This is a genomic window from Rhizobium sp. 01T417 (genome assembly GCF_056398905.1).
Window position 1 is genome coordinate 84737 of the sequence record NZ_JBFTQH010000010.1, and the last position, 25470, is coordinate 110206.

The 25470-nt window shown below is 61.6% G+C and carries 20 protein-coding genes; 9 read left to right on the forward strand and 11 right to left on the reverse strand.

Annotated elements, in window-relative coordinates; translation table 11 throughout:
• Positions 1 to 37: 37 nt before the first annotated feature.
• From AC1DPR_RS12930 to rpsU (AC1DPR_RS12940), 3 genes are all read right to left on the reverse strand, one after another.
• A complete protein-coding gene (locus tag AC1DPR_RS12930) occupies positions 38 to 1696 on the reverse strand; it encodes a sensor histidine kinase (RefSeq protein ID WP_018856584.1) in 1659 nt (552 codons plus the stop codon).
• A gap of 496 nt (positions 1697 to 2192) precedes the next feature.
• A complete protein-coding gene (locus AC1DPR_RS12935) occupies positions 2193 to 3053 on the reverse strand; it encodes a tetratricopeptide repeat protein (protein ID WP_018856585.1) in 861 nt (286 codons plus the stop codon).
• A 134-nt stretch (positions 3054 to 3187) separates the two neighbouring features.
• Positions 3188 to 3400 (reverse strand): 30S ribosomal protein S21, encoded by a 213-nt coding sequence (rpsU, locus tag AC1DPR_RS12940; protein ID WP_003585885.1) that lies wholly within the window; start codon positions 3398 to 3400, stop codon positions 3188 to 3190.
• A gap of 442 nt (positions 3401 to 3842) precedes the next feature.
• Here rpsU (AC1DPR_RS12940) and AC1DPR_RS12945 point away from each other — a divergent pair, with 442 nt between their 5' ends.
• The 3 genes from AC1DPR_RS12945 to AC1DPR_RS12955 all read left to right on the forward strand — a co-directional run bounded on the left by AC1DPR_RS12945 (position 3843) and on the right by AC1DPR_RS12955 (position 5006).
• Positions 3843 to 4052: a cold-shock protein gene (locus tag AC1DPR_RS12945; protein WP_018856586.1), complete on the forward strand. Its 210-nt coding sequence runs from the start codon at positions 3843 to 3845 to the stop codon at positions 4050 to 4052.
• Positions 4053 to 4508: 456 nt separating this feature from the next.
• Positions 4509 to 4748 (forward strand): 30S ribosomal protein S21, encoded by a 240-nt coding sequence (rpsU, locus tag AC1DPR_RS12950; protein ID WP_007527643.1) that lies wholly within the window; start codon positions 4509 to 4511, stop codon positions 4746 to 4748.
• 39 nt (positions 4749 to 4787) lie between these two features.
• Positions 4788 to 5006, forward strand: a complete 219-nt coding sequence (locus AC1DPR_RS12955; RefSeq protein ID WP_018856588.1) for a hypothetical protein — start codon at positions 4788 to 4790, stop codon at positions 5004 to 5006.
• An 89-nt stretch (positions 5007 to 5095) separates the two neighbouring features.
• Here AC1DPR_RS12955 and AC1DPR_RS12960 read toward each other — a convergent pair whose 3' ends face one another.
• Positions 5096 to 6529 (reverse strand): DUF1254 domain-containing protein, encoded by a 1434-nt coding sequence (locus AC1DPR_RS12960; protein WP_409564060.1) that lies wholly within the window; start codon positions 6527 to 6529, stop codon positions 5096 to 5098.
• Positions 6530 to 6970: 441 nt separating this feature from the next.
• Between AC1DPR_RS12960 and AC1DPR_RS12965 the strand changes: the two genes are divergently transcribed.
• The 6 genes from AC1DPR_RS12965 to AC1DPR_RS12990 all read left to right on the forward strand — a co-directional run bounded on the left by AC1DPR_RS12965 (position 6971) and on the right by AC1DPR_RS12990 (position 13873).
• Positions 6971 to 8224 carry a sarcosine oxidase subunit beta family protein gene (locus AC1DPR_RS12965; RefSeq protein ID WP_018856590.1) on the forward strand — a complete coding sequence of 418 codons (1254 nt, stop codon included), beginning with the start codon at positions 6971 to 6973 and terminating at the stop codon, positions 8222 to 8224.
• A gap of 12 nt (positions 8225 to 8236) precedes the next feature.
• Positions 8237 to 8578, forward strand: coding sequence for a sarcosine oxidase subunit delta (locus tag AC1DPR_RS12970; RefSeq protein ID WP_018856591.1), 342 nt, complete (start codon positions 8237 to 8239; stop codon positions 8576 to 8578).
• Positions 8575 to 11568, forward strand: coding sequence for a sarcosine oxidase subunit alpha (locus AC1DPR_RS12975; RefSeq protein WP_018856592.1), 2994 nt, complete (start codon positions 8575 to 8577; stop codon positions 11566 to 11568). The genes AC1DPR_RS12970 and AC1DPR_RS12975 overlap by 4 nt, the downstream gene beginning before the upstream one ends.
• Positions 11561 to 12109, forward strand: a complete 549-nt coding sequence (locus AC1DPR_RS12980) for a sarcosine oxidase subunit gamma (RefSeq protein WP_018856593.1) — start codon at positions 11561 to 11563, stop codon at positions 12107 to 12109. Before AC1DPR_RS12975 ends, AC1DPR_RS12980 begins: the two co-directional genes overlap by 8 nt.
• A 152-nt stretch (positions 12110 to 12261) precedes the next feature.
• Positions 12262 to 12657, forward strand: a complete 396-nt coding sequence (locus AC1DPR_RS12985) for a VOC family protein (RefSeq protein ID WP_018856594.1) — start codon at positions 12262 to 12264, stop codon at positions 12655 to 12657.
• An 82-nt stretch (positions 12658 to 12739) separates the two neighbouring features.
• On the forward strand, positions 12740 to 13873 hold the full coding sequence (locus AC1DPR_RS12990; protein WP_113470635.1) for a zinc-dependent alcohol dehydrogenase family protein: 1134 nt from the start codon (positions 12740 to 12742) through the stop codon (positions 13871 to 13873).
• Here AC1DPR_RS12990 and AC1DPR_RS12995 read toward each other — a convergent pair.
• The 7 genes from AC1DPR_RS12995 to AC1DPR_RS13025 all read right to left on the reverse strand — a co-directional run bounded on the left by AC1DPR_RS12995 (position 13870) and on the right by AC1DPR_RS13025 (position 25454).
• Positions 13870 to 14355 (reverse strand): MaoC family dehydratase, encoded by a 486-nt coding sequence (locus tag AC1DPR_RS12995; protein ID WP_062374398.1) that lies wholly within the window; start codon positions 14353 to 14355, stop codon positions 13870 to 13872. The two genes, AC1DPR_RS12990 and AC1DPR_RS12995, sit on opposite strands and share 4 nt — an antisense overlap.
• A gap of 91 nt (positions 14356 to 14446) precedes the next feature.
• Complete coding sequence (gene glgX, locus AC1DPR_RS13000; RefSeq protein ID WP_477816440.1) at positions 14447 to 16411, reverse strand: glycogen debranching protein GlgX; 1965 nt, start codon at positions 16409 to 16411, stop codon at positions 14447 to 14449.
• A 9-nt stretch (positions 16412 to 16420) separates the two neighbouring features.
• The gene (locus AC1DPR_RS13005; RefSeq protein WP_018856598.1) at positions 16421 to 18052 is read right to left on the reverse strand and encodes an alpha-D-glucose phosphate-specific phosphoglucomutase; all 1632 of its coding nucleotides are present in this window, start codon (positions 18050 to 18052) and stop codon (positions 16421 to 16423) included.
• 6 nt (positions 18053 to 18058) lie between these two features.
• On the reverse strand, positions 18059 to 19501 hold the full coding sequence (gene glgA, locus AC1DPR_RS13010) for a glycogen synthase GlgA (protein ID WP_113470637.1): 1443 nt from the start codon (positions 19499 to 19501) through the stop codon (positions 18059 to 18061).
• A gap of 3 nt (positions 19502 to 19504) precedes the next feature.
• Complete coding sequence (gene glgC, locus AC1DPR_RS13015; RefSeq protein ID WP_113470638.1) at positions 19505 to 20767, reverse strand: glucose-1-phosphate adenylyltransferase; 1263 nt, start codon at positions 20765 to 20767, stop codon at positions 19505 to 19507.
• Between the two features lie 20 nt (positions 20768 to 20787).
• A complete protein-coding gene (gene glgB, locus AC1DPR_RS13020) occupies positions 20788 to 22995 on the reverse strand; it encodes a 1,4-alpha-glucan branching protein GlgB (RefSeq protein ID WP_113470639.1) in 2208 nt (735 codons plus the stop codon).
• A complete protein-coding gene (locus tag AC1DPR_RS13025; RefSeq protein WP_018856602.1) occupies positions 22992 to 25454 on the reverse strand; it encodes a glycogen/starch/alpha-glucan phosphorylase in 2463 nt (820 codons plus the stop codon). Before AC1DPR_RS13025 ends, glgB begins: the two co-directional genes overlap by 4 nt.
• Positions 25455 to 25470: the final 16 nt, after the last annotated feature.

Sequence of the window (25470 nt, forward strand, 5' to 3'; positions counted from 1 at the left end):
GTCGGAAACGAAGGTCCAGTGTTAATTGTTCCGTGCGTTATGCACGCTCGAGGTTGCGACGAGGAGCCGTCAACGCCCAGTAAAAGCCTTCTGGCGGGAAGTCGATTTCCACGGTCCCACCAAAAGCGGCGGCGGCGTGATTCTTGATGATGGTCGTCCCAAAGCCGGAATTCTCGGGAGCGCGCGCTACCGGACCGTCACGCTCCTCCCACGTGAAGACAACAAGAGGTTCGTTGCGCTCTTCGTTCTGGGCATCCCGCCAGCTCAGCCGAACGCGGCCATGCGGCACGGAAAGGGCACCGTACTTTACCGAGTTCGTGGCAAGTTCATGCAGGACGAGACCGAGATTTTGCACCACGTCGGGTTTGAGGACAAAATCCTTGCCAGATATCTCGGTCTGCTCGGCAGCCTGCGGAAAGCCCTTGAAGTGGATGTCGATCACGCGGCGCAGCGATGCGCCGGCCCATTGCTCGCTGGTGAGCAGGTCGATCGACCGGGACAGGCCTTCGAGGCGATCGACAACCGCTGCCTGGTATGCCTCCACGCTGTCCGCGCGCTTGGCGACTTGGCGCATCATCGCCTGCACCAGGGTCAGCAGGTTCTTGGTGCGGTGCACGAGTTCGTTCATCACGAAGTGCAGGCGGTCTTCCGTCTGACTCCGGTCGAAAGAAGCGTTGGAGAGCGCGACCGCAACTTGGTTCGCTTCGATGACGCTGGTCTCGATGGGGGCCACGATGTGGCCTTCGCCCATCCGAATGGCCATGTCGGCGATTGAGCGGATCGTCGTGCGCACCTGACGCGCAACGATATAGGCGGCCAGGATCGCGACAAGCATCAGCGCCAGGCCGCCGATGATCAGAAAGCGCCATGTCGTCAGGATAGAAGACTGCGCCGTGGCGACGGGGCCCCATATCACGGTCTTCCAGGACCAACCCGGAATCTGCGCATAGCCGAGCATCGCGTTCGGCAATACCTGCTTGTTCTCGTAGACGCCGCTGAAATTGACCAGGGAAGGCAGGATGTCTGGATTGAAAGGTTGGCCGAAGCCAATATTCGTGGCGCCGGCGGAAGCCACCACATGCCCACTCTGATCAATGACCGCCGCAGACCAATCGTTCGGCAGGCCTTCGGTGGTGACCAGCTTCGCAAGGTCCCCGGCGTTCTGTGTTATGATCAGCGCCCTGACCTTGCCGGCCTGCATCGGCATGGTGACGTTGTAGACGAACTCGCCGCTAGTTCGTCCCATGAACACATCGGACGCTTCGATTCGGCCGGATTTGATCGCGGCCTCGACGGACGGGAGATTGCCGGCCTTGCCCAGCGGTTCGCCATAGTCCCGACGGGTGTTCAAGAGCTGTTGCCCTGTTTCATCAACTGCGATGACGTAGAGATTGTCTGTACGCAGGGACGTCTCGGTGCGAGCGTGGAAGGAGGCGAAGTCGTTATTCTCCAGTTCCGGCGAGTTCGATAGCAACCTTAAAGTTGTGGCCATGTCCTGAAGCTGGCGATCGATGGAGCGGGCGAGAGCGGTCGCATCCTGGGCCGTTTCACGCCTCAGAGTTGAGCGCTGGTTGTCTTCCAGCTGCGCGAGCAGAAGTGCCACCAGTGCGAAAATCGGCAAGGCCGTCGCAAGTGCCATCGCGATCAGGTAGGTCCCGATCGATGCCTTCGGAAAGAAGCGGAAACGGCCTTTCATGAGCCGGTACCCCGCTGACTTATGCAGCCGAAATCACCGGTTCGCCAACCGTTTACAGGCATGAAAGCAAAAATCTGGACCACCGCAATTGCCTTCAACGCGCCCCCGGCTCTCCTGATAGCCTGCTATCGAAACCCACGGCAATGTTAGGGACAGGTAATGGTGCTTGCAACACACTAAAACATGTCGTCCGGCAATTCGCAAATTTTTGTTCAACCGTGGCGTCAATCGAAGCTTCCGAGGCGGAAGGGAACGAAAAACGGAGGCCGCATCGCTCATAAAAATCTCGTAAGAGGCGAGTGGTTGACAAACGGCGCCAAGCTCACTCGGGAGCGCGCCAGGCACCGCAAGGCCGTTCGGGCCCGATCGCGATGAGGGGGGAGGAAAGGGCCGGGGCGGCGAAAGATCCACGCCGAGCCGCGTGCTGCCGGCACCAGGTGCCGCTGAGCGGCGATGATGTTACCGTCGGCCCGTTTGGCAGGTCGCCTGTAGTGCCTTAGCCGGTGGCCGCGCCGACGCGGGCAAGACCGTCCTTCGCCGGCTGGTACTTCGGGTCGAGCCCGATTGCATGGCGGTAGGAGCGGGCGGCCTTGTCCTTTTCGCCACGACGCTCGTAGACCAGCGCCTGGTTGGCCCAGGATTCGGCGACGTTGCCGTTGAGCTCAATCGCGTGATTGAAGTCGGCAAATGCGTTGTCGTCGTCGTTCAGCGCGATGTAGGAAATGCCGCGGCCGTTATAGGGTTCAGGCGCATTCGGCGAGAGCGAGATCGCCTTCGAGAAGTCGTCGATCGCCTTATCCTGCTGATTGCGCTTCTGATAGATCAGACCGCGATTGTGATAGGCGCGGCCGTCGGTCGTGCCGTTCTGGATCGCCTTGTTGAAGTCGTTGTAGGCGGCATCGTCCTGGCCGGCGGAGCGGTAGACATTGCCACGGCCGATCAGCGCCACGTCGTAGTTCGGGTTGATCTGCAGGGCGCTGTTGTAGTCCTGGATCGCCTGCTGCTGCTGACCCATGTTGCGGTAGACCAGCGCGCGGTTGGCGTAGGCCTGATAGAAGCGTGGGTTGATCTGCAGGGCCTTGTTGAAGTCGTTCAGCGCCGCGCGGAAGTCGCCGCCGCGACCGTAGGCCGAGCCCCGGACGTTGTAGCCTTCCGGATCCTGAGGATTGGCATTGATGACTGAGGTCAGCGAGGCGATGTTTTCCTGCGAACCCTGCGCCTTGTCGATGCGGATGACGGCATCCGAGGTGCTGCCTGTCGTGCAGCCGGCAAGGCCTAGCGCGGTGACGATTGCGAAAACCGGTAGAACGGCGATTTTCGGCGAACGCAGAGAGCGGGTCTTGGTGATGTCAGCCATGCGGGCTCGTTTTCCCCCAGTGCAGCCGGTCCGCTTCAAGGACGGGCAAGCTTCAGCAGCAATAAAAAGGCGGTGGCGAATAGTTCGCCCCCGCCAACATGCATCTGAAAACGTCGAAATAACGACAGCTACGCTTAGCGTGCGACGAGACCTTCGCGCTGTGCCCGCTTGCGAGCCAGCTTGCGAACACGGCGAACGGCTTCGGCCTTTTCGCGAGCGCGCTTCTGCGACGGCTTTTCGTAGTAGTCGCGCATCTTCATTTCGCGGAAAATACCTTCGCGCTGCATCTTCTTCTTGAGAGCGCGGAGAGCCTGATCGACATTGTTATCGCGGACAAGTACCTGCACGAGAATCACGTTCCTTTGGTTTGGTTGATGCCGGCGTCAGCACGGCGCCAGAGGCAAAAAATATACAGTTCGCGCGGCAGCAGCCTTGCGATTGAGGATGCGGATAGCAGAACGGTGGGGCGAAGTCCATATGTTCCGGCGGTTCTTGCCGCAAAAAACGGTTTCTTATCCCAGGGAAGGCGCTTTTATGGGAGCGCAATGGGGCCATTCAGCGTAGCTGGGTGTTTCGGAGTGCTGTCGATCCGCGTTGCGCGAACTGCCCAAAACCCCGATAGCACGCTTCCTTGCCTTGTTTATTTCGTAGTTTGCGCTATATGTAGCTAATCGACTATTGGTTGTGACCTTTGTGAAAGAGCGTCAAGCTCCGTCAGATTTCCTCTCAAAATCGATCTTAGCCTTGTGAATGAACGCATGGCAGTAACGACTATGAAAGGAGATCGTTATGAATTCAGGTACCGTTAAGTGGTTCAACAGCACCAAGGGCTTCGGCTTCATTCAGCCGGATGACGGCAGCACGGACGTTTTCGTCCACATTTCCGCTGTTGAGCGCGCTGGCTTGGGAAGCCTGTCCGATGGACAGAAGATCACCTATGATCTCGTTCGCGACAAGAAGTCTGGCAAGAATTCTGCCGACAACCTGCGCGCAGCCTAATTCTCATTCGGCCCGGCTGACCACGGATGTACTGGCAGCTGAGAGCCTGATGGCGGAGGTCGGGGTCAAACCCGGCCTTTTATGTTTTTGACGCTCAAGACAGTTCGGTGGAACCAAATGGCACGAATGCCAAGATACGCTGTCGGCGACACTATCGTTCTGAAAGACGGTCTCGTTCGCACCGAAGAGGCGCGCAGGACCTGCAAGATCGCGGTAGTTCTACCGTCAGACGGGAGTCGCCCGCAGTATCGGGTCCGGTTCGAGACGGAAAACTTCGATCGGCGGATTCTTGAGAGCGATATCGACATGAACCAGTCGGTATCCCCTACGCCGAGAGTTGACGCCGACGCGGATATCCAGGGCGGATCCTGGTTGAAAACTTCAAGCATCAGGGTACGGAAGTAGCTTCCACTCTGACCAACCGGCAAACAGATTTGCCGCACGAAAGGAAAGAATTTGCAGGTTCTCGTTCGAGATAACAATGTCGACCAGGCACTCCGCGTCCTGAAGAAGAAGATGCAGCGCGAAGGTCTGTTCCGCGAGTTCAAGGCGCGTAGCGCTTATGAAAAGCCGTCCGAGAAGCGTGTTCGCGAAAAGGCGGAAGCGGTTCGCCGTCAGCGCAAGCTGGCGCGCAAGAAGCTGCAGCGCGAAGGTCTCCTTCCGGCTCCGAAGAAGGCAGTCCGTCCGGCTCGCTGAGCTGCCATGAGGCGAGCTCCGTCTAGATAGAGAGACCAGATGACTTCAAAAGACGAACTCTTCAATCCGGCCAAGCTCTCCCCGCGCGACAAGGCGGCTGCCACTGATACGACAGCGAAAGCAATCATCACGGCAGAAGCCGCGGCTCGCGAAAAGAAGACCGAGAAGCTCAGGGCGCTACGCTTGCAGCAAGAAGCCGAAGCACCAACAGCCGCCGCCCCTGCCAAGAAGCGGCGGACTGCGCCCAAGTCGGTTTGATCCTCCCAGCAGCCTCGCGCCAGCGCGCGAGGGCCCTCTCAACCCAATGGGGATACCCATGTGGATCGCTCGAGGCACGCGCGAAATCGCTACTGTGCTGTCACCTGTTGGAGCGCGGGCACCAGTTCGACGACCGGCGGGTTCCACTTTCCTGTCAAGGCTTCGCTCTCCGGTCCGTAGAGGCGCATTGTCAGGTTGAACGGCCCGGCAGGTGCCGGTAGCCAGTTCGCTTCCTTGTCCTCGCCCGGGCTCTTGTTCTGGAAGTAGAGATCAAGAGAACCGTCCGCATTGTAGGCGAAGGGCATCCAGCTGCTGACGGCAAATCGGTTCAGGCTGTTGGCGACTTGAAATCCCTCGGGATCGTAGAGCGTGACGGACCAGAACGCTTTGACCGGTGGCAGGTTCGCCTTGTCGAAGTGGATTTTGTAGCTGTTCGCTCCGTTTAGCGGGTTTCCCTTCTCGTCGCCGAGGTTGAGCGGATAGATCGCGTCCTCTGGCAGGTTTGCGCCCAGCCCGAGCTGCGCGACGATCGCCCGCTTCAAGTAGTAATTGCCGTAGACGCCCATGGTGTCGGTGTTCATCGACCAATTGTTGGCGACGCGGGCAAGCGTCGGAACTTTCCAGTCCATCAGCTTCTGGGCTTTGGCGGGAACCGCTTCCAATGCCTTGGCGACGGTTGGATCGATCTTGGTCTTATCGAAGCTTTTTCCCGGCTCTATGCCGATCCGTTTCATTAGCGCGATGATCGGTTGGTCGGTGATGTGAGGCGGATTATGTTTCATGACCTCGGACGCATAGGCGAAGAAATCCGCCGCGGTCATGCCGTCGACAGTCTTCTTGGGAGGCGTCGTCATATCGATCTTGGGATCGATCGTGACCTTCACCGGTTCTGCCGCCTTCCCCCATTGCGACAGCGGCGTGACCTTGTAGCCTGCCTGGATCTTGTGGACCGTGTCATAGTCGGCCGGCCCATCCGTTTTCGTGCGCCCAATGACCCAGACGAAGGGCGTCGGTGCGTCAATGCGCTGTACGCCGGCCGGCAGGTCCTTGCCGCTCCATCCAGGCGGCACAATCGCGAAATCCGCCTTCGCGGTTCCGGTCGTCCGCCATCCGGGCGAGGCGAATACGTCACTCCACATGTCGAGCATCGGCAGCAGGAAGTAGCGACCGTCGGTATCAGGCGCCGACACGATGACTGGTTCCTTGGTCATGTCGAGCCACGCAACGGAATAGAGCGTGTCAAAGTTCGGTCGGACGACATCTCGAAATTCAGCAGTTGGGAATTCCGGTACATTGGTGAACGCATTGGCCGGTCCACGGCCCATCTTCTTGCCCGCTTCGATATTTGTCGCCTGCGCACGGGTCACATCCATGGTGACTAGCGGATAAAGATAGACGTAGGCATCAACCCCGATGGCCGCGGCTTCCGCCTCGGTTATGGGGTCGGCGGCCATACCAGGCCCGGCAATGCACGCTCCGGTTAAAAATAGACCGGCAGCGAAATTGATAGCACGCAATGTCATTGCAACCCTCCCAACGACCGGCGCAACAATCCTCCTTGTTGAGGCGGTCCGTTCCAATTGATGCAAACCTGGGGTGGTGGCGCGTGTTGTAGATTATTCCCGAGGCTGCACCGGTTCGACTCATGCGAAAGACGTGATTTTCTGGTGCGCGAGGGCGGTCTCGCGCTGACTGAAAATATGCGCTCAGGAATTGTAAATTCAAGTGTTCTAAAATGCATTGAGGGTTGACCACTGTTTGCACGGGTCGGTTTGCGCGGGTCGGAAAGTGACTCAACGTTTTTCAAGTCGGGGTGAGAACGACCCGACGTCTCCTGCTGCATTCTCCCGTCGTGTCAAAACAAAAGCCGGTCCGCGTCGCAAAAGAAACGTTGTGCCGCTTTTGGATTTGCGATTTGTATGGCCGACGAGAAGGGACCTTTCCCCTGAAGGAGATGAAGGCGGATGCGCAGATACTCGGTTTTTGCCGTGGCGAGGGAGGCCCTGAGGGGTCACAAGGGCTGGGAGAAGCAGTGGACTTCACCGGAACCGCGCGCCGAATACGACGTCATCATCATCGGTGGCGGCGGGCATGGTCTGGGTGCGGCCTATTATCTCGCCAAGGAGCATGGCATCACAAATGTTGCGGTGCTCGAAAAGGGCTGGCTCGGCGGCGGGAACACGGGTCGCAATACGACCATCATCCGCTCGAACTATCTCTATGAAGAGAGCATGCACATCTACGAGCATTCGATGAAGCTCTGGGAGAACCTCTCGCAGGATCTCAACTACAATGTTATGTACTCGCCGCGCGGCGTGATGATGCTATCGCACAATGTGCACGACCAGCAGTCTTTCAAGCGCCACATTCATGCCAACCGCCTCTACGGCATCGACAATGAATGGCTGACGCCGGAGCAGGCGAAGGCTTATTGTCCGCCGCTCGATATCTCAGCCAGCGCCCGCTACCCGATCAACGGTGCCGCCCTCCAACGTCGCGGCGGCACGGCGCGTCACGATGCTGTGGCCTGGGGCTACGCGCGTGCGGCGTCCGATCGCGGCGTCCACATCATCCAGAACTGCGAAGTCACCGGCATCCGACGCGGCCCTGATGGTCGCGTTACCGGTGTCGAGACATCACGTGGCTTCATCGGCGCCAAGAAGGTCGGCGTTTCGGCCGCAGGTCACACGACCACGGTCATGAAGATGGCCGATGTGCGCGTGCCGCTGCAATCGAGCCCGCTGCAGGCGCTGGTGTCCGAACCGCTGAAGCCGATCTTCCCCTGCGTGGTCATGTCCAACACCGTGCACGCCTATATCTCGCAGTCCGACAAGGGTGAGCTCGTCATCGGCGCCGGCACCGACCAGTACAATTCCTACAGCCAGACCGGCGGCCTGCAGATCATCACGCACACGCTCGATGCCATCTGCGAGCTCTTCCCGATGTTCCGCCGCGTCAAGATGATGCGCCAGTGGGGCGGCATCGTCGACAACACGCCGGACCGTTCGGCGATTCAGTCGAAGACGCCGGTTCCGGGTCTCTACGTCAACTGCGGCTGGGGCACCGGCGGCTTCAAGGCGACGCCGGGCTCGGCCAATCTCTTCGCGCACCTCATCGCCCGCGATGAGGAACACAAGTTCAATGCCGGCCTGACGCTGGACCGCTTCCGCACCGGCCGTCTGATCGACGAAGCCGCCGCCGCCGCCGTCGCGCACTGACACGAGGACATCATGCTTCTTATCTACTGCCCATACTGTCAGGAAGAGCGTTCCGAGCTCGAATTCCGCGGTGCCGGCGATGCCCATATCGCCCGTCCCACCAATATCGCCGACATCTCCGACGAGGCGTTCGAGGAATATTTCTTCCTGCGCGACAACCCGAAGGGGCTGATCTTCGAGCGCTGGCGCCACCAGCACGGATGCGGCCGTTTCTTCAATGCGGCGCGCGATACCATCAGCGACAAGTTCATCAAGACCTACAAGGCAGGCGAGCCGAAGCCCACGATCGGCGAAGCAGCCGTTCCGCATGCTCCCGTCGAGACCTACGAACAGCTCGAAGGAGAGGCACAATGAGCGGCACGAACCGTATTGCAGGCAAGGGTCGCCTGACGCCGGCCAGAACCGCGCGCTTCACCTTCGATGGCAAGAGCTACACGGCGCTCGAAGGCGATACCGTCGCCTCGGCGCTGATCGCCAACAACATCCATCTGGTCGGCCGCTCGTTCAAGTATCACCGTCCGCGGGGCATCCTTTCGGCCGGCGCCGAGGAGCCGAATGCGCTGATCGACGTTGCGCGCGACAGCGCCCGCAAACAGCCGAACGTGCGTGCCACCGTGCAGGAAGTCTTCGACGGTATGATCGTCGAATCGCAGAACCGTTTCCCATCGCTCTCCTTCGATATCGGTGGCATCAACAATCTGATGTCCCCGTTTTTCGCGGCGGGCTTCTACTACAAGACATTCATGTGGCCGAAGGCGGCCTGGAAGCACCTCTACGAGCCGATGATCCGTCGTGCGGCGGGCCTCGGCGTTGCGCCGAAGGAAGCCGATCCCGATCACTATGCCGGCCGTTATGCGCATTGCGACGTGCTCGTCGTCGGTGCCGGGATCGCCGGTCTTTCGGCGGCACTGGCGGCGGCGCAATCCGGTGCCAAGGTGATCCTCTGCGACGAGCAGGCGGATGTCGGCGGCGCGCTGCGCTACGACAGCGGCGTCAAGATCGACGGCCTTTCCGGTTATGAGTGGGCGCAGAAGACGGTCGCCACGCTGAAGGCAATGGACAATGTGCAGGTTCTGACCCGCACCACTGCTTTCGGTTACTACAACCACAATTTCGTCGGTCTCGCCGAGCGCGTGACCGACCATGTCGCGAACCCTGGCCGCCACCTGCCGCGCGAGCGTCTGTGGCAGCTGCGCGCCAAGCGCGTCATCCTCGCCAACGGCGCGATCGAGCGCCACATGGTGTTCCCGAACAACGATCGTCCGGGCATCATGCTGGCATCGGCTGCGCGCATGTATCTCAACCAGTATGGCGTCGCCGTCGGCCAGAAGGTCGGCGTTTATACGGCGCACGACTCGGCCTATGAGGCCGCCTTCGACCTGAAACGATCAGGCGTCGAGATCGCCGCGATCGTCGATTGCAGGCAGACGCCGGGTGCGGCCGTTCTGGCGGAAGCCCGTTCGCTCGGCATCGATGTTCTCACCGGTCAGTCCGTGGTCAATACGTCAGGCAAGCTCCGCATCTCGTCGATGACCGTTGCCCGCAATGGCGGCGGCTCGCCGCGCAAGATCGCGGTCGACGCGCTGCTGGTCTCGGCCGGTTGGACGCCTTCGGTGCACCTGTTCTCGCAGTCGCGCGGCAAGGTGGCGTTCGAGCCCGAGACGCAGCGCTTCCTGCCCGGCACGTACGCGCAGGATTGCCTTTCTGTCGGCGCCTGCAACGGCACGGACGATCTGCAGCAGACGATCGAGGAATCGCTGGCGGCCGGCGAGCTGATGGCGCAGGCAGTTGGGAAGCCCTCCGGCGGCAAGATCAGCATCACGGCTGAGCAAGCCCATCAGTGGACGGGCGGCATGATTGGCGCTGCTGAAGGCGCAGGTCCCGAGACCAGCGCCAAGGCGTTCATCGATTTCCAGCACGACGTCTGCGCCAAGGACATTCGCCTTGCCGTGCGCGAGGGGATGCACTCGATCGAGCATATCAAGCGCTTCACGACGAACGGCATGGCCTCCGACCAGGGCAAGCTCTCCAACATGCACGGCCTGGCGATCGCCGCCGAGATGCTGGGCAAGGAAATCCCGCAGGTCGGTCTCACCACCTTCCGCGCGCCGTACACGCCTGTCACCTACGGCACGCTGATCGCGCATTCGCGCGGCGATCTGTTCGATCCGGCGCGCAAGACGCCGCTGCACCAGTGGGAAGAGGCCCATGGCGCGGTGTTCGAGGATGTCGGCAACTGGAAGCGTGCGTGGTTCTATCCGCGCGCCGGCGAGACGATGCACCAGGCGGTCGCCCGCGAATGCAAGACGGCGCGCGATGTCGCCGGTGTGTTCGATGCCTCGACGCTCGGCAAGATCGAGATCGTCGGCCCCGATGCCGCCGATTTCATGAACCTCATGTACACCAACGCCTGGGACACGCTGAAGCCAGGCAAGTGCCGCTACGGCATCATGACGCGCGAGGACGGGTTCGTTTATGACGACGGCGTTGTCGGGCGTCTGGCCGACGATCGCTTCCACGTGACGACGACGACGGGCGGCGCGCCGCGCGTTCTCCACCACATGGAAGACTATCTGCAGACAGAGTTCCCGCATCTGAAGGTGTGGCTGACCTCGGTGACGGAACAGTGGGCCGTCATCGCTGTACAGGGTCCGAAGGCGCGCGAGATCATCGCCCCGCTGGTCGAAGGCATCGATATCTCCAACGAGGCCTTCCCGCATATGAGCGTTGCCGAGTGCACGGTCATGGGCGTGCCGGCGCGGCTGTTCCGCGTGTCGTTCACCGGTGAAACCGGCTTCGAAATCAACGTGCCGGCCGACTATGGCCAGTCCGTTCTGGAAGCCGTGTGGGCCAATGCAGAGCCGCTCGGCGCCTGCGTCTACGGCACCGAGACGATGCACGTTCTTCGCGCCGAGAAGGGTTACATCATCGTCGGCCAGGACACGGATGGCACCGTCACGCCTGACGATGCTGGTCTTTCCTGGGCGGTCTCGAAGAAGAAGACTGACTTCGTCGGCATTCGTGGGCTGAAGCGCCCGGATCTGGTGAAGGCAGGCCGCAAGCAGTTGGTCGGCCTCGTCACCAAGGATCCGAAGCTGGTGCTGGAAGAAGGCGCGCAGATCGTCGCCAATCCGAACGAGCCGAAGCCGATGACGATGCTTGGCCATGTGACCTCGTCCTACTGGTCGGAAAATCTCGGCAGGTCGATCGCCTTCGCGCTGGTCGCCGATGGCCGCAAGCGGATGGGCGAGACACTTTATGTGCCTATGCCCGACAAGACGATCGCCGTCGAGGTGACTGACATGGTGTTCTTTGACAAGGAAGGAGGCCGCATCAATGGCTGATACGGCAGTTCGCAAGTCGGTGCTCTCAGGTCGTCATGGCGGCTCGGCGACGGTACGGCTGACGGCAGCGCCGGCCGCCACCCGCATCGCGCTCCGTGCGCCCGCCGGATCCCTCAAGGCTCTGTCCTCCGCTCTTGGGGTCACGGTTCCGTCTTCGCCGAAGACCTCCGGCCGCAAGGGTGGCCGTGCCGCCCTCTGGCTCGGGCCGGATGAATGGCTCGTTATCGATGAGTCCGGTGCAGACCTGATGGGCGCGCTCACGAAGGCGGACGTGCTGCATTCGGCAACTGATGTCTCGCACCGCAACGTCGCGATCATCGTCTCCGGTCCCGGGGCCGAGGCGACGATCTCCGCGGGTTGCCCGCAGGATCTGTCGCTTGATGCCTTCCCGGTCGGCGCCTGCTCGCGCACGATTTTCGGCAAGGCCGAGATCGTGCTCTTCCGCACCGAGGACGATACGTTCCGTGTCGAGTGCTGGCGTTCGTTCGCCGATTTCGTATTCGGCCTGCTGGCCGAGGGTGCCGAAGACGCCGCGCATTAAGCGCCACGGAACTGGAATTCCCGATTGGGGGACGGTGCTCTTGTGCCGTCCCCATTCGGCTTCAAGTTGCAAGACCGGTGTCATTCATGCCATCATTCGCCATCGCGTGCGGCTTTGTCGGAGCGTAGCCGCAACGTTGCGGGGTGTCCTCAATGATGCTGCATCACGTTTCCATCGTCACGACGGATCTCGACCGATCGGTTGCCTTCTATCGCGATATCTTCGGTCTCGAGCGGATCGAGAGGCCTCCTTTCAGTACCGACGGAGCCTGGTTTGCCTGCGGAGCGCTGCAGGTCCACATCATCGTCAATCCGGTTGGGACGTTCCGGCGGGTGGCGACCATCGATACCGCCGACGGACATTTCGCCTTCCATACCGATGACTTCGAGGGATGTATCCGGGGACTGATCGCAAAGGGTTTTCGCGAGGATGCGCCCGAGGGAGATCCCCGGCGGCTGCGTGTGAGGCGTACCGGGCCGGCCGGTTTTCCGCAGGCCTACCTGCTCGATCCTGATCGCAACATCGTTGAAATCAACGGTGCACCATAGCGCAATCGCCGCAGCCTAAAGTCCTGTTGCGGTTGGCTTTTGCGAGCGGTTAGTCTGCCGGAACCGTTCGCGGGAGGAGTTCATGAAAATACGTGCCGCGGTTTTGCGCCGATCGCCGGTCGCGCCGCCATTTGCGGTGAGCCGGCCGCTCACGATCGAAGAACTCGAGCTCGCGCCGCCGGGGCGGGACGAGATCCTTGTTCGAATTGGCGCGGCCGGGCTCTGCCATTCCGATCTCTCCGTCATCAACGGCGACAGGCCGCGTCCGGTGCCGATGGCGATTGGACATGAGGCGGCCGGCACCGTGGAAGCGGTCGGGCCCGATGTCCATGACCTGACGCCCGGCGATCATGTGGTGATGAGTTTCATGCCGAGCTGCGGCCATTGTCTGCCCTGCGCCGAGGGACGCCCGGCGCTGTGCATTCCCGGCGCCGATGCCAACGGAAAGGGCACGCTGCTGTCGGGCGAGTGGCGACTGAGCTGCGATGAGGTGCCGATCCATCATCATCTCGGCGTCTCGGGCTTTGCCACCCATGCCGTGGTCTCGCGCCATTCGGCGATTCGCATTGACCGCGATATCCCGTTCGCTCACGCCGCGTTGTTTGGCTGCGCCGTGCTGACGGGCGTTGGCGCCGTGGTGAATACCTGTCATGTGCAGCCGGGGCAGACAGTCGCTGTTGTCGGTTTGGGTGGTGTCGGCTTGGCCGCGGTGCTTGGCGCCGTGGCGGCCGGGGCCGAACGCGTTGTCGCGGTAGACCTTGCTCCTGACAAGCTCGAGATCGCGCGTTCGCTTGGGGCGACAGACGTCTTTCGCGCCAGTGACCCTGACGTTGTGGAGCAAATCCGCGAGGCGACAAAGGGCGGCGTCGACCACGCGCTCGAGATGGCCGGAGCCGTCAAGGCCTTTGATCTCGCGTACCGCATCACGCGGCGCGGCGGAACGACGGTTACCGCAGGGTTGGCTAGTCCATCCAGTCAGTTCGCAATCCCCGCAGTCAGCCTGGTCGCCGAGGAGCGGCGCGTGCTCGGGAGCTATCTCGGCAGCTGCGTGCCAAGCCGGGATATTCCGCGCTTTGTCGGGCTCTTCAGGCGTGGAAAGCTGCCGGTGGATCGCTTGTTGTCTTCAACAGGTCCGCTGGAGGGGATCAACGAAGCCTTCGACCGGCTGCATGCCGGGGAGGTGATCCGGCACGTCATCGATTTCGAAGCGCACTAGGCTTCTTCGGGCCGGTCTTTTGGGTCGAATTGGATGATGGTGATCCACCGCGCGGTGAGCGCCGGCTTCTTCTCGTTCTCGATCTCGATCGAGACGTCGTAGGTCGTCATCAACATGCCGGCGCCGCGAAAGCGGGCTTCGGCAAGGATAAAGTGGCCGCGGATGCGTGCCCCCGATTTGACGGGCGAGAGGAAGCGGACGTTCTCGAAGCCGTAGTTGATGCCCATCGTCTGCTCACGGACTTTGGGCAGGCTGTTGTAGTTCATCGCTGAAAGCAGCGAGAGGGTGAGGAATCCGTGGGCGATGGTGCCGCCGAATGGGCTCGTGGCGGCGCGCTCTGGGTCGACGTGGATGAACTGATGATCGTCGGTTGCATGCGCAAAGGCATCGATCATTGCCTGATCGACGACAATCCAGTCCGAGAGGCCGGTTTCAGTGCCGATGAGCCCGCGCACATCCGCGAGCGAAATTTCCTTGACCATTGATTCCTCATGAGAAAGCGGCTGCGCAAGCCTTACAATGGGATTGTGACAATTGCGACAAGGAATTGCAGGCAGGGGCCTGGCCGGTTAACTATCCGAGATAGAAAGCGACCGAGCGGCGCGGCACGATGGCCGATGTCGCGGATTTTTCCTGACCATTGGGGGCGAGCAGCCGCCATGAGGACGGCCCGGGCAATGCAAAAATTTCCTCGCCGCCCGAGCGATTGAAAAGCACGGCCAGCCGTGCGGGCTTTCCGCCCTGCCCATCGCGCGTCGACAGCACCATTCCAAGCGTGGAAAAGTTCGGGGTCTCCCACTCCTGCACGCTCATCGGCTGGCCCGAAGGCGATATCCATTCGACGTCGCCATGGCCATCGAAGAAACCCGTTTCCGAGAACACGGAGAAGCGCTTGCGCAGGCTTGAGATCAAAGCGGTATGGGCGATGAGCTCATCGTCGAGCGCCGCCCAGTCCATCCAGGTGATCTCATTGTCCTGGCAGTAGGCATTGTTGTTGCCGCGCTGGGTGCGGCCTGCTTCGTCGCCTGCCGTCAGCATGATGCTGCCGCGCGTAGCAAAGAGCGTGGAGAGCAGCGCCTTCAGGTCATCGCGGCGTCTGCGAATGATATCGGGGTAGTGCGTTTCGCCCTCGGCACCATTGTTCCAGGAGTGGTTCTCGTTGTGGCCGTCGCGGTTCTGCTCGCCGTTCGCCTCGTTGTGCTTGCCGCTATAGGAGACGAGATCGCGGAGCGTGAAGCCGTCATGGGCGGCAAGAAAGTTGACGCTGCGCGTCCCGGTCGCACCGTTGCGGGAAAATATGTCCGAGGAGCCGGCCAGCGCAGTTGCGAGCGGTCCGGTCTTGTGATCGTCGCCGCGCCAATAGCACCTGACGGCATCACGAACGCGGTCGTTCCACTCGAGGAAGGGGGCTGGGAAGTTACCGAGCTGGTAGCCGCCAGGACCGATGTCCCAAGGCTCGGCGATCATTACGCGGTCCGACAAGACGTCATCGGCGAGCATTGCCATCAACGTTTCGCTGTTGGCCTCGAAGCCACCAGCGGTTCGGCCAAGAACGGGGGCAAGGTCGAAGCGGAAACCGTCAACGCCCGCGCCGAGCACGAAGTGGCGGAGGCTGTCGATGATCAGTTGCCTGACATAGGGGTTATCACAGGCGACGGTGTTGCCCGTTCCGGTATCGTTGACCAATTCGCCTGGCCGGTCGGTCAGATGCCGATAGAAGGAGAGGTTGTCGAGGCCGCGCAGCGACAGCGTCGTGCCAAAGCGGTCGCTTTCGCCGGTGTGGTTGAAGACGAGGTCGAGGACGACACCAATGCCTTCGGCGTGGAGCTTCGCCACGGTGTCGCGGAGCTCCGCCATGCCGCCGGGCACGAGCCGCGGGTCGAGCGCCATGAAGGCGACGGGGTTATAGCCCCAGCCGTTTCTGAGGCCGAGCGGCGGCAGGTGGCGCTCGTCGATCCAGGCGGTGATCGGCATCAACTCGACCGCATCCACGCCGATGCGCTTCAGATGCGCGATCACTGAAGGATGCGCCAAAGCCGCGACGGTGCCGCGCTGCGCTTGGGGAACATCCGGATGCAGCATGGTGAACGGTCGGACGGCAACCTCGTAGATGAAGCCACCCGGCTTGAAGAGCGGCTTTCCCGGCTTCACGGGGACATCGCGGGTGACGATCGCCTTCGGCACGAGGTGCTGCGTCTCGGCGCCGGAGGTGCCGAGCAGGGGATCGTAGTGGAAGGGGCGATCGAGTTCCTTGGCGTAGGGATCGACCAGCAGCTTCGACGGGTCGAACCAGAGGCCGTCGTCGGGCGCATAGACGCCGCCGGCGCGGTAGCCGTAGCGCGCACCTTCCTTCAAGCCGTCGACGAAAAGGCGATGAACATCGTCATCGCCTCGTTTCATCGGCAGGCGGGCCAGTTCCTTGTCGTCGTCGCCGAACAGACACAGCTCGATCTGTCCTGACTTGCGCGACCAGACGGCGAAATCAACGCCGGTCTCGAGGATGGTTGCTCCGCCTTGCCCGGGTCTACCCGCCGCCATGCCGTTCGGTCAGGTGATCACGGAAGGAGCATCGCGGCCCGTGCGGCTGCGAATGCCCGCGATGGTCTCGGCGGCAGCAATAAGATCGGCGAGCGCTTCCTGCGTCTCGATGTTGTGGCGGGTCGAATCCGCCTCGTACCGCTCGAGATAGACACGCAGCGTGGCGCCGGATGTGCCGGTACCGGAGAGACGGAAGACCACGCGCGAACCGCCTTCGAACAGGACGCGAATGCCCTGATGCTCGCTGACCGACTTGTCGACTGGGTCGTGATAGGCAAAGTCGTCGGCCTTCTCGACCTTCAGCGGGCCGAAGCTCTGGCCCGGCAGCGACGCAAGCTGGCTGCGCAGGTTTGCGATCAGGCCGTTCGCCGCGTCAGTATCGACGCCTTCATAGTCGTGGCGCGAATAGTAGTTGCGGCCGTAGGTCTGCCAGTGCTGGGTGACGATGTCCTGAACGCTTTCGCCGCGAACGGCAAGGATGTTCAGCCACAGCAGAACCGCCCAGAGGCCGTCCTTCTCGCGCACGTGGTTGGAGCCGGTGCCGGCGCTTTCCTCGCCGCAGATCGTCGCCATGCCGGCGTCGAGCAGGTTGCCGAAGAACTTCCAGCCGGTCGGCGTCTCGTACATGCCGATACCGCGGCGCTCGGCGACGCGATCGGCCGCACCTGAGGTCGGCATGGAGCGGGCGATGCCGGCGAGACCACCGGAATAGCCGGGCGCGAGGTGGGCGTTGGCGGCAAGGATCGCGAGGCTATCGGAGGGTGTGACGAAGATGCCGCGGCCGATGATGAGGTTGCGGTCGCCGTCGCCGTCGGATGCCGCGCCGAAGTCGGGCGCATCATCACTCATCATCTCGTCGTAGAGTTCCTTGCAGTGAACCGGGTTCGGGTCCGGATGGTGGCCGCCGAAGTCGGGCAGCGGCATGAAATTGCGGACCGAACCGGACGGCGCGCCGAGACGGTTTTCGAAGATTTCCTTGGCATATGGGCCGGTGACGGCGCTCATTGCGTCAAAAGCGATGCGGAATCCGAGGCTGATGAGGTTGCGGATCGCGGGGAAGTCGAACAGCTCTTCCATCAGAGCCGTGTAGTCTTCCACCGAATCGAGCACCGAGAGGATCATGCCGCCCGGCAGTTCGTCCTTGCCGATGCGGTCGAGGTTGACGTCCGCGAAATCGGCGATCTTGTAGGTGTCGATCACCTTCGTGCGCGCATAGATCGCGTCGGTGATCTTCTCCGGCGCGGGGCCGCCATTGTTGATATTGTACTTGATGCCGAAATCTTCGGTTGGACCGCCGGGATTGTGGCTGGCCGAAAGGATGATGCCGCCGAAGGCTTTGTATTTGCGAATGATGTGGGAGGCTGCCGGGGTCGACAGGATGCCGCCCTTGCCGACGATCACCTTGCCGAAGCCATTGGCGGCGGCCATCTTGATCGCCTTCTGAATGACTTCCCGGTTGTAGTAGCGTCCGTCGCCGCCGATGACGAGGCACTTGCCATGAAAGCCTTCCAGCGAATCGAAGATCGACTGGATGAAGTTCTCGGCATAGTTCGGCTGCTGGAATACCGGAACCTTCTTTCGCAGGCCGGAGGTACCGGGCTTCTGATCCTGGTAGGGCGTAGTGGGTACGGATTTTATCATTTTCTCTCACTTGCCTTTAGGGGCGAGGCTTGAATAGAGGGCGGCATAGCGCTCGGCGCTCTTCTCCCACGAAACATCCGATTTCATGCCCTGCTTTTGCAATTGGGTCCAGACTTTTTGATCGGCGTAGAGATGTAGCGCGCGGCGGACCGCCTGCAACAGACCGGATGGAGTTACAGGCGAGAATTGTATCCCGGTTGCCGCTTTCGCCGCAAGCGCGGCATGGTTGGCGTCAATAACGGTGTCGTTCAACCCGCCGGTGCGGGCAACGATCGGCACGCATCCATAGCGCAATCCGTAAAGCTGCGTCAGGCCGCAGGGCTCGAATCTGGACGGGATGATGATGGCGTCGCAACCGGCCTGCATGAGATGGGACATCGGCTCGTTGTAGCCGATGGAAACGCCGATCCGCCCGGGGTGACGGGCGGCGGCGGCAAGCAGTGCCCCTTCGAGCGCCGCGTCTCCGGAACCCAGAATGGCCAGCTTGCCGCCCATGTCGACGATCTGGTCGGCGGTGGCGGCGATGACATCCATGCCCTTCTGCCAGGTCAGGCGGCTGATGATGCAGAAGATCGGCGCGTTGTCGTGGTGAAGTCCGAAGAACTCAGCGATCGAGCTGCGGTTTTCGACGCGGCTCTTCAGCATGCTGCTGTTGTAATGCGTGTGGACAACCGGGTCGGTCGAGGGGTTCCAGACTTCGGTATCAATGCCGTTGACGATGCCGTGCAGTGAATCGATTCGGCTTGCGATGACACCCTGGAGGCCCATGCCGAACTCGGTGGTCAGGATCTCGCCGGCATAAGAGGGGCTGACAGTGGTGATGGCGTGTGCAGTCTGCAGGCCGCCCTTCAGGAAGCCGATATTGCCGTAATATTCGATGCTTTCCGTTGCGAAGGCGTGCGGCGGCAGACGAAGACCCGGAAAGATATCGGCGCCGAACTGCCCCTGGAAAGCAATGTTGTGGATGGTCAGGACGCTCGGCAATTCCGGCGTCGGATTGTAGCGCATGTAGACCGAGGTCATTGCCGACTGCCAGTCATGCGTATGCACGAGGTCCGGCCGCCAGTCCAGCATCAACCCCGCGGCAATCTCGGCGCCGGCCAGGGACAGAGCCGCGAAACGGCGCCAATTGTCGGGGTAATCCTTGCCGGTGGCGTCGAGATAGGGGCCGCCCGACCGGTCGTAATAGGCGGGGGCGTCGAGCACGAGGATATCGAGCCCGTCGTGCTTGACTTCGAGCACGGTTGCCGGTTCGCCGAGCAGATCGTCGAATTGGAGTCGGACTACAGGATTGCGGATAGCCCTCATGACGGCCGGATAGCCCGGCATGAGGGTCTTGGTTTCGATGCCGAAACGCTCAAGGGCGATCGGCAGGGCACCCGCCACATCGGCGAGGCCCCCTGTCTTGACGAGCGGGAAGACTTCGGACGAAACCGAAAGAACTTTCATGGCTTACAGGCCCAGCTTGTCGATCATCGGTTGGGTAATGAGGCAAATGCCGCCCTCGCTGCGGCGGAAACGCTTGGCATCTAGAACCGGATCCTCGCCGACGATGAGGCCTTCAGGAATGACGACTCCGTGGTCGATCACGACGTTTCTGAGTTGGGCGTGCCTTCCGATCTTGACGCTCGGGAGAACGACGGCACCTTCGAGCTTGGAGTAGGAATTGGCGCGAACGCCGGTGAAGAGGAGGCTCTTGTTCAGCGTTGCGCCGGAAATGATGCAGTCGCCCGCGACGACGGAGGATGTGGCAGAGCCGCGGCGGTCTTCGTCGTCATGGACGAACTTCGCCGGGGGCGAGATTTCTGCATAGGTCCAGATCGGCCAGGACTTGTCGTAGATATCCAGTTCCGGAACGATCGCGGTCAGGTCGATGTTGGCCTGCCAATAGGCGTCGATCGTTCCAACATCGCGCCAGTAGGGCTCGTGCTCGAAATCCGACCGGACGCAAGAGTTGGCGAAACGATGGGCGACGGCCTTACCGTTCTTGACGATGTAAGGGATGATGTCCTTGCCGAAATCCTTGCTGGAGTTCGGGTCAGCGGCGTCGCGGCGCAGTGCGTCGATCAGGAATTTCGTGTGGAACACGTAGATGCCCATCGAGGCAAGCGCGAATTCCGGCTTGTCGGGAATGCCCGGCGGATCGGCGGGCTTCTCGACGAAGTCGATGATCCGGTCGGTCGTGTCGACGTGCATGACGCCGAAGCCGACGGCTTCCATGCGCGGGACTTCCAGGCAGCCGATCGTGACGTCGGCGCCGGAATCGACATGCTGCTGCAGCATGTATTCGTAGTCCATCTTGTAGACATGGTCGCCGGCGAGGATGACCATGTATTCGACGCCATAGTCCTCGATGATGTCGATGTTCTGGTAGACCGCATCGGCGGTGCCTTCATACCACTGCGTCTCCGAGACGCGCTGGGAGGCCGGCAAAATGTCGAAGCTTTCGTTCCGCTCGGGGCGGAAGAAGTTCCAGCCGCGCTGCATATGGCGGATCAGCGAGTGCGCCTTGTACTGGGTGGCGACGCCGATGCGGCGGATGCCCGAGTTCAGCGCGTTCGACAGCGCAAAGTCGATGATACGGGTCTTGCCGCCGAAATAGACCGCCGGCTTGGCGCGGCGATCGGTGAGCTCTTTCAAGCGGCTTCCCCGGCCGCCAGCGAGAACATAGGCCATTGCGTCGCGGGCAAGTGGCTGAACACGTCTTTCTACCATTTTTATCCTCCCACCAGTCGTCAGTTCTCGGGTTCAAGCATGATCGTCGCCAGAGGCGGCAAGGTGATGGATGCAGCAATGCTGCCGCCGGCGTTGACGGCCTGCACGCGGCCACCATTGCCCTTGCCGCTGCCACCATAGATGTCGGCATCGGTATTCAGTATCTCGCGCCAGCGCCCCTCGGTCGGCAGGCGCACGGAATAGTTCTCGCGATAGACAGGCGTCAGATTACAGATGACGGCGACCGGCTTCTCTCCTGGCGCCTTGCGCAGCCAGGAAAAAACGGAGTTCTCGTGGTCGTCGGCGATCAGCCATTCGAAGCCATCGCCCTCGCAGTCGCGGGCGTGCAGGGCCGGCTTGCTGCGGTAGGTGAAGTTGAGGTCGCGCACCAGCCGGCGCATGCCCTCGTGCATGCGGTACTGCAGCAGGTTCCAGTCGAGCGAGGTTGCCTCGTTCCACTCGCTCCACTGCGCGAATTCCTGACCCATGAAGAGCAGCTTCTTGCCCGGATAGCCCCACATGAAGGCGTAATAGGCCCGCAGATTCGCAAATTTCTGCCAGTCGTCGCCGGGCATCTTGGCGATCAGCGAGCCCTTTCCGTGCACCACCTCGTCATGGGAGAGCGGCAGCACGAAGTTTTCCGAATAGGCGTAGAGCAGGCCGAAGGTCAGCTCGTTGTGATGATGCTTTCTGTGGATCGGCTCACGGCTCATGTAGCTCAGTGTGTCGTGCATGAAGCCCATGTTCCACTTGAAGCCGAAGCCGAGGCCGCCTTCATGCACCGCCTGCGACACCTTCGGCCAGGAGGTCGATTCTTCGGCGATGGTCATGACGCCTGGATGCTCGGCGTAGATACGGGTGTTCATGTTCTGCAGGAAGCGCACAGCCTCCAGGTTCTCATTACCGCCGTACTCGTTCGGGATCCATTCGCCGTGCTTGCGGGAATAGTCGAGGTAGAGCATCGAGGCCACGGCATCGACGCGCAGACCATCGAGATGGAACTTCTCGGCCCAGTAAAGCGCGTTGTTGACCAGATAGGAAACGACTTCGGTGCGGCCGAAATTGTAGATTGCCGTATTCCAGTCGGGGTGGAAGCCCTGGCGCGGGTCGGCATGCTCGTAGAGCGCCGTGCCGTCGAACCAGCCGAGACCGTGTTCGTCGGTCGGGAAATGGGCTGGCACCCAATCGAGGATGACGCCGATGCCGACCTTGTGGCAGCCGTTGACGAAGCGGGCGAAACCCTCCGGCTCGCCGAAGCGGGCGGTCGGCGCATAGAGCCCGGTCGTCTGGTAGCCCCAGGAGGGATCATAGGGATGCTCGGTAATCGGCAGGAACTCGATATGGGTGAAGCCCATGTCGACGCAGTAGGGGATTAGACGGGCGGCAAGCTCGTCCCAGGAGAGGAACGAGCCATCGTCGCGCCGCTGCCAGGAGCCGGCATGAACCTCGTAGATCGAGATCGGCTGACGACGCTTGTCGGTTTCGCTCCAGTGCTTCAGATGCGCTGCGTCGTCCCATTCCTGCAGCAGCTCGGATGCCGCGACCGAGGCCGTCTGTGGGCGTAGTTCGCTGCGTCGGGCGAAAGGGTCGGCCTTTAGCGGCAACAGCACACCGTCGTGGCCGCGGATTTCGAATTTGTAGGCGACACCGGTCGGAACGTCAGGAGCGAAGATCTCCCAGATACCGGCGCTGGAGCGGAAGCGCATTACATGGCGGCGACCATCCCAGCCATTGAAGTCACCGACAACCGAGACACGCTGAGCATTCGGCGCCCAGACGGCGAAATGGATCCCCTGCGCGCCCTCGTGCTTGATCCAGTGTGCGCCCATCTTGTCGAAGAGGCGCAGATGGGAACCTTCCCGCACGTAATAGTCATCCATCGGGCCGAGGACGGGTCCGAAGCTGTAAGGGTCGGTCACCGCCCATTCGGCATCGCCGCGTCGCGCGCGATAGCGCACCGGCTGCTGCTTCGTCACCGAAACCTCGCCGGCGAAAAAGCCGTCAGAATGCTGCTGCTTCAATTCGCCGATGACGCTGCCATCGAGCGCCATCGCGGTCACCTCTTCGGCGCCCGGAATGAAGCAGCGGGTGACGTAGGCGTTTCCCGATTTGTGAACGCCGAGAACGGCGAAGGGATTGGAATGCGACCCTGCGAGGATTGCCGCTATCTCGTCTGCCGAAATCTCCCAGGGAAGTCTGACTTCAGGGGTGGCTTTCGGCGCTTTCATCCGGCTCTCCAGATTTCCTTGGCATATTGCCGTATCGTGCGGTCGGATGAGAACCAGCCCATCCGAGCCGTGTTGCAGATCGCTTTCTTGTTCCACGCCGACGGATCGGTCCAGAGCTGGTCGATATCGCGCTGCGCCTGCGCATAGGCATCGAAATCGGCCGCCACCATGAACCAGTCATGCGCGTAAATGCCTTCGATCAGCGCCGCGTATCGGCTTCGATCGTCGTGCGAGAAGACGCCGGAACTGATGGCCTGGAGTGCCTGAGACAGTTCACGCGACGCTTCGATGATGGCGCGGGGATTGTGGCCATCTGCACGGGCGGCGGCGACTTCGTCGGCACGCAGGCCGAAAATGATGATGTTGTCCTCGCCGACATGGTCGCGCATCTCGACATTGGCGCCGTCGAGTGTCCCGATCGTCAGCGCGCCGTTCAGCGCGAACTTCATGTTGCCGGTGCCCGATGCTTCCATCCCAGCAGTCGAGATCTGCTCAGACAGATCGGCGGCCGGCACCATGACCTCGGCAAGGGAAACGTTGTAGTTCGGCACGAACACGACCTTCAGCAGGCCGCGGACGGCCGGGTCGTTGTTGATCGTGCGGGCGACGTCGTTGATCAGTTTGATGATCAGCTTGGCGTTATGGTAGCTCGGCGCCGCCTTGCCGGCGAAGAGCTTGACGCGCGGCACCCAGTCCAATTCTGGATGTGAGCGGATCTGGTCGTAGAGCGCGACTGCTTCGATAATGTTGAGCAGCTGCCGCTTGTACTCGTGGATGCGCTTGATCTGGATATCGAACATAGCCGACGGATCGAGTTTGATGCCCATGCGGCTGGCGACGAGATTGGACAAGGCCACCTTGTTGGCGCGCTTCACCGCCGCGAACTTCTCCTGGAAGCTTGCATCATTCGCGAACTTGTCGAGCGGCTTCAGCTTTTCGGCGTCATCGAGGAAGTCGTCGCCGATCGTTTCGCGGATCAGCGAGGTCAGGCCGGGATTGCACTGCTGCAGCCAGCGGCGCGGCGTGATGCCGTTGGTCTTGTTGTTGATGCGGTCGGGATAGAGCTTATGCAGGTCGGCAAAGACGGTGACCTTCATCAGGTCGGTGTGCAGAGCCGAAACGCCGTTGATCGAATGAGCGCCGACGAAGGCGAGATTGCCCATGCGTACACGGCGCTCGCCGCTTTCCTCGATCAGGGAAATCGAGCGGATTTCCGTTTCGGAGAAGGTCTTGGTCTTGCGCGCCTCCAGCAGCACCTTGGCGTTGATCGCGTAGATGATCTGCATATGCCTCGGCAGCAGGCGCTCGAACAGTGGGATCGGCCAGCTTTCCAGCGCTTCCGGCAGGAGGGTGTGATTGGTGTAGGCGATCGTGCCGCGGGTGATGTCCCAAGCCTGGTCGAAGTCGAGACCATGCACGTCGCACAACAGGCGCATCAGTTCCGCGACCGAGACCGCCGGATGCGTGTCGTTCAGTTGGACCGCCACCTTGTCGGGCAGCGAGGTGAAATCGTCATACTGCTGCAGGTGACGGCGCAGGATGTCCTGCAGCGAAGCGGAGGAGAAGAAGAATTCCTGGCGCAGGCGCAGTTCCTGGCCGGCCGGCGTCGCGTCGGCGGGATATAGAACGCGCGTCAGGCTTTCGGCCTTGTTGCTCTCACGCAGCGCGCCGATATGGTCGCCGGCGTTGAAGGCGTCGAGCAGGATCGGGTCGATCGGCTGCGCGGACCAGAGGCGCAGCGTGTTGACGCGCTTGCCGCGCCAGCCGACCACCGGAGTGTCGAAGGCGGCGGCGATGACACGCTCGGCGGGTTTCCACACATAGCGCGGCTCGCCCTCGGGGCTATTGACCACGTCGACGGTGCCGCCGAAGCCGATTTCGTAAGCGCTCTCGCGACGCTCGAATTCCCAAGGATTGCCGTGCGCCAGCCAGCTTTCCGGCAACTCCACCTGCCAGCCATCGGCAAGCTGCTGCCGGAAAAGACCGTGGACGTAACGGATACCGTAGCCATAGGCCGGGACATCGACGGTCGCCATGCTTTCCATGAAGCAGGCGGCGAGACGGCCAAGGCCGCCGTTGCCAAGAGCGGCGTCAGGCTCGAGGCCGGCGATGACAGAGACATCGACGCCGAGCGAGGCGAGCGCGTCGCGAACCTGTTCCATGAGGCCGAGGTTCGAGACGGCGTCGCGCATCAGGCGGCCGATGAGGAATTCGAGGGAGAGGTAGTAAACGCGCTTGTCGCCTGTTGCGTAGACCTTGCGGGTCGACTCCATCCACTTGTCGATGATGCGGTCGCGTATGACGAGGATGGTCGCCGTCAGCCAGTCATGCGGCTTGGCGACCTTCGCATCCTTGCCGATGCGGTAGGTCAGGCGTTCGATGATTTCTTCGGCGAGAATTTCTGGCTTGGAGCTGCGCGGCGCGGGGGAGGGGATTGTCGGCTTCGAAACGGTGTTCATCGTCAGTCCTCGCCAA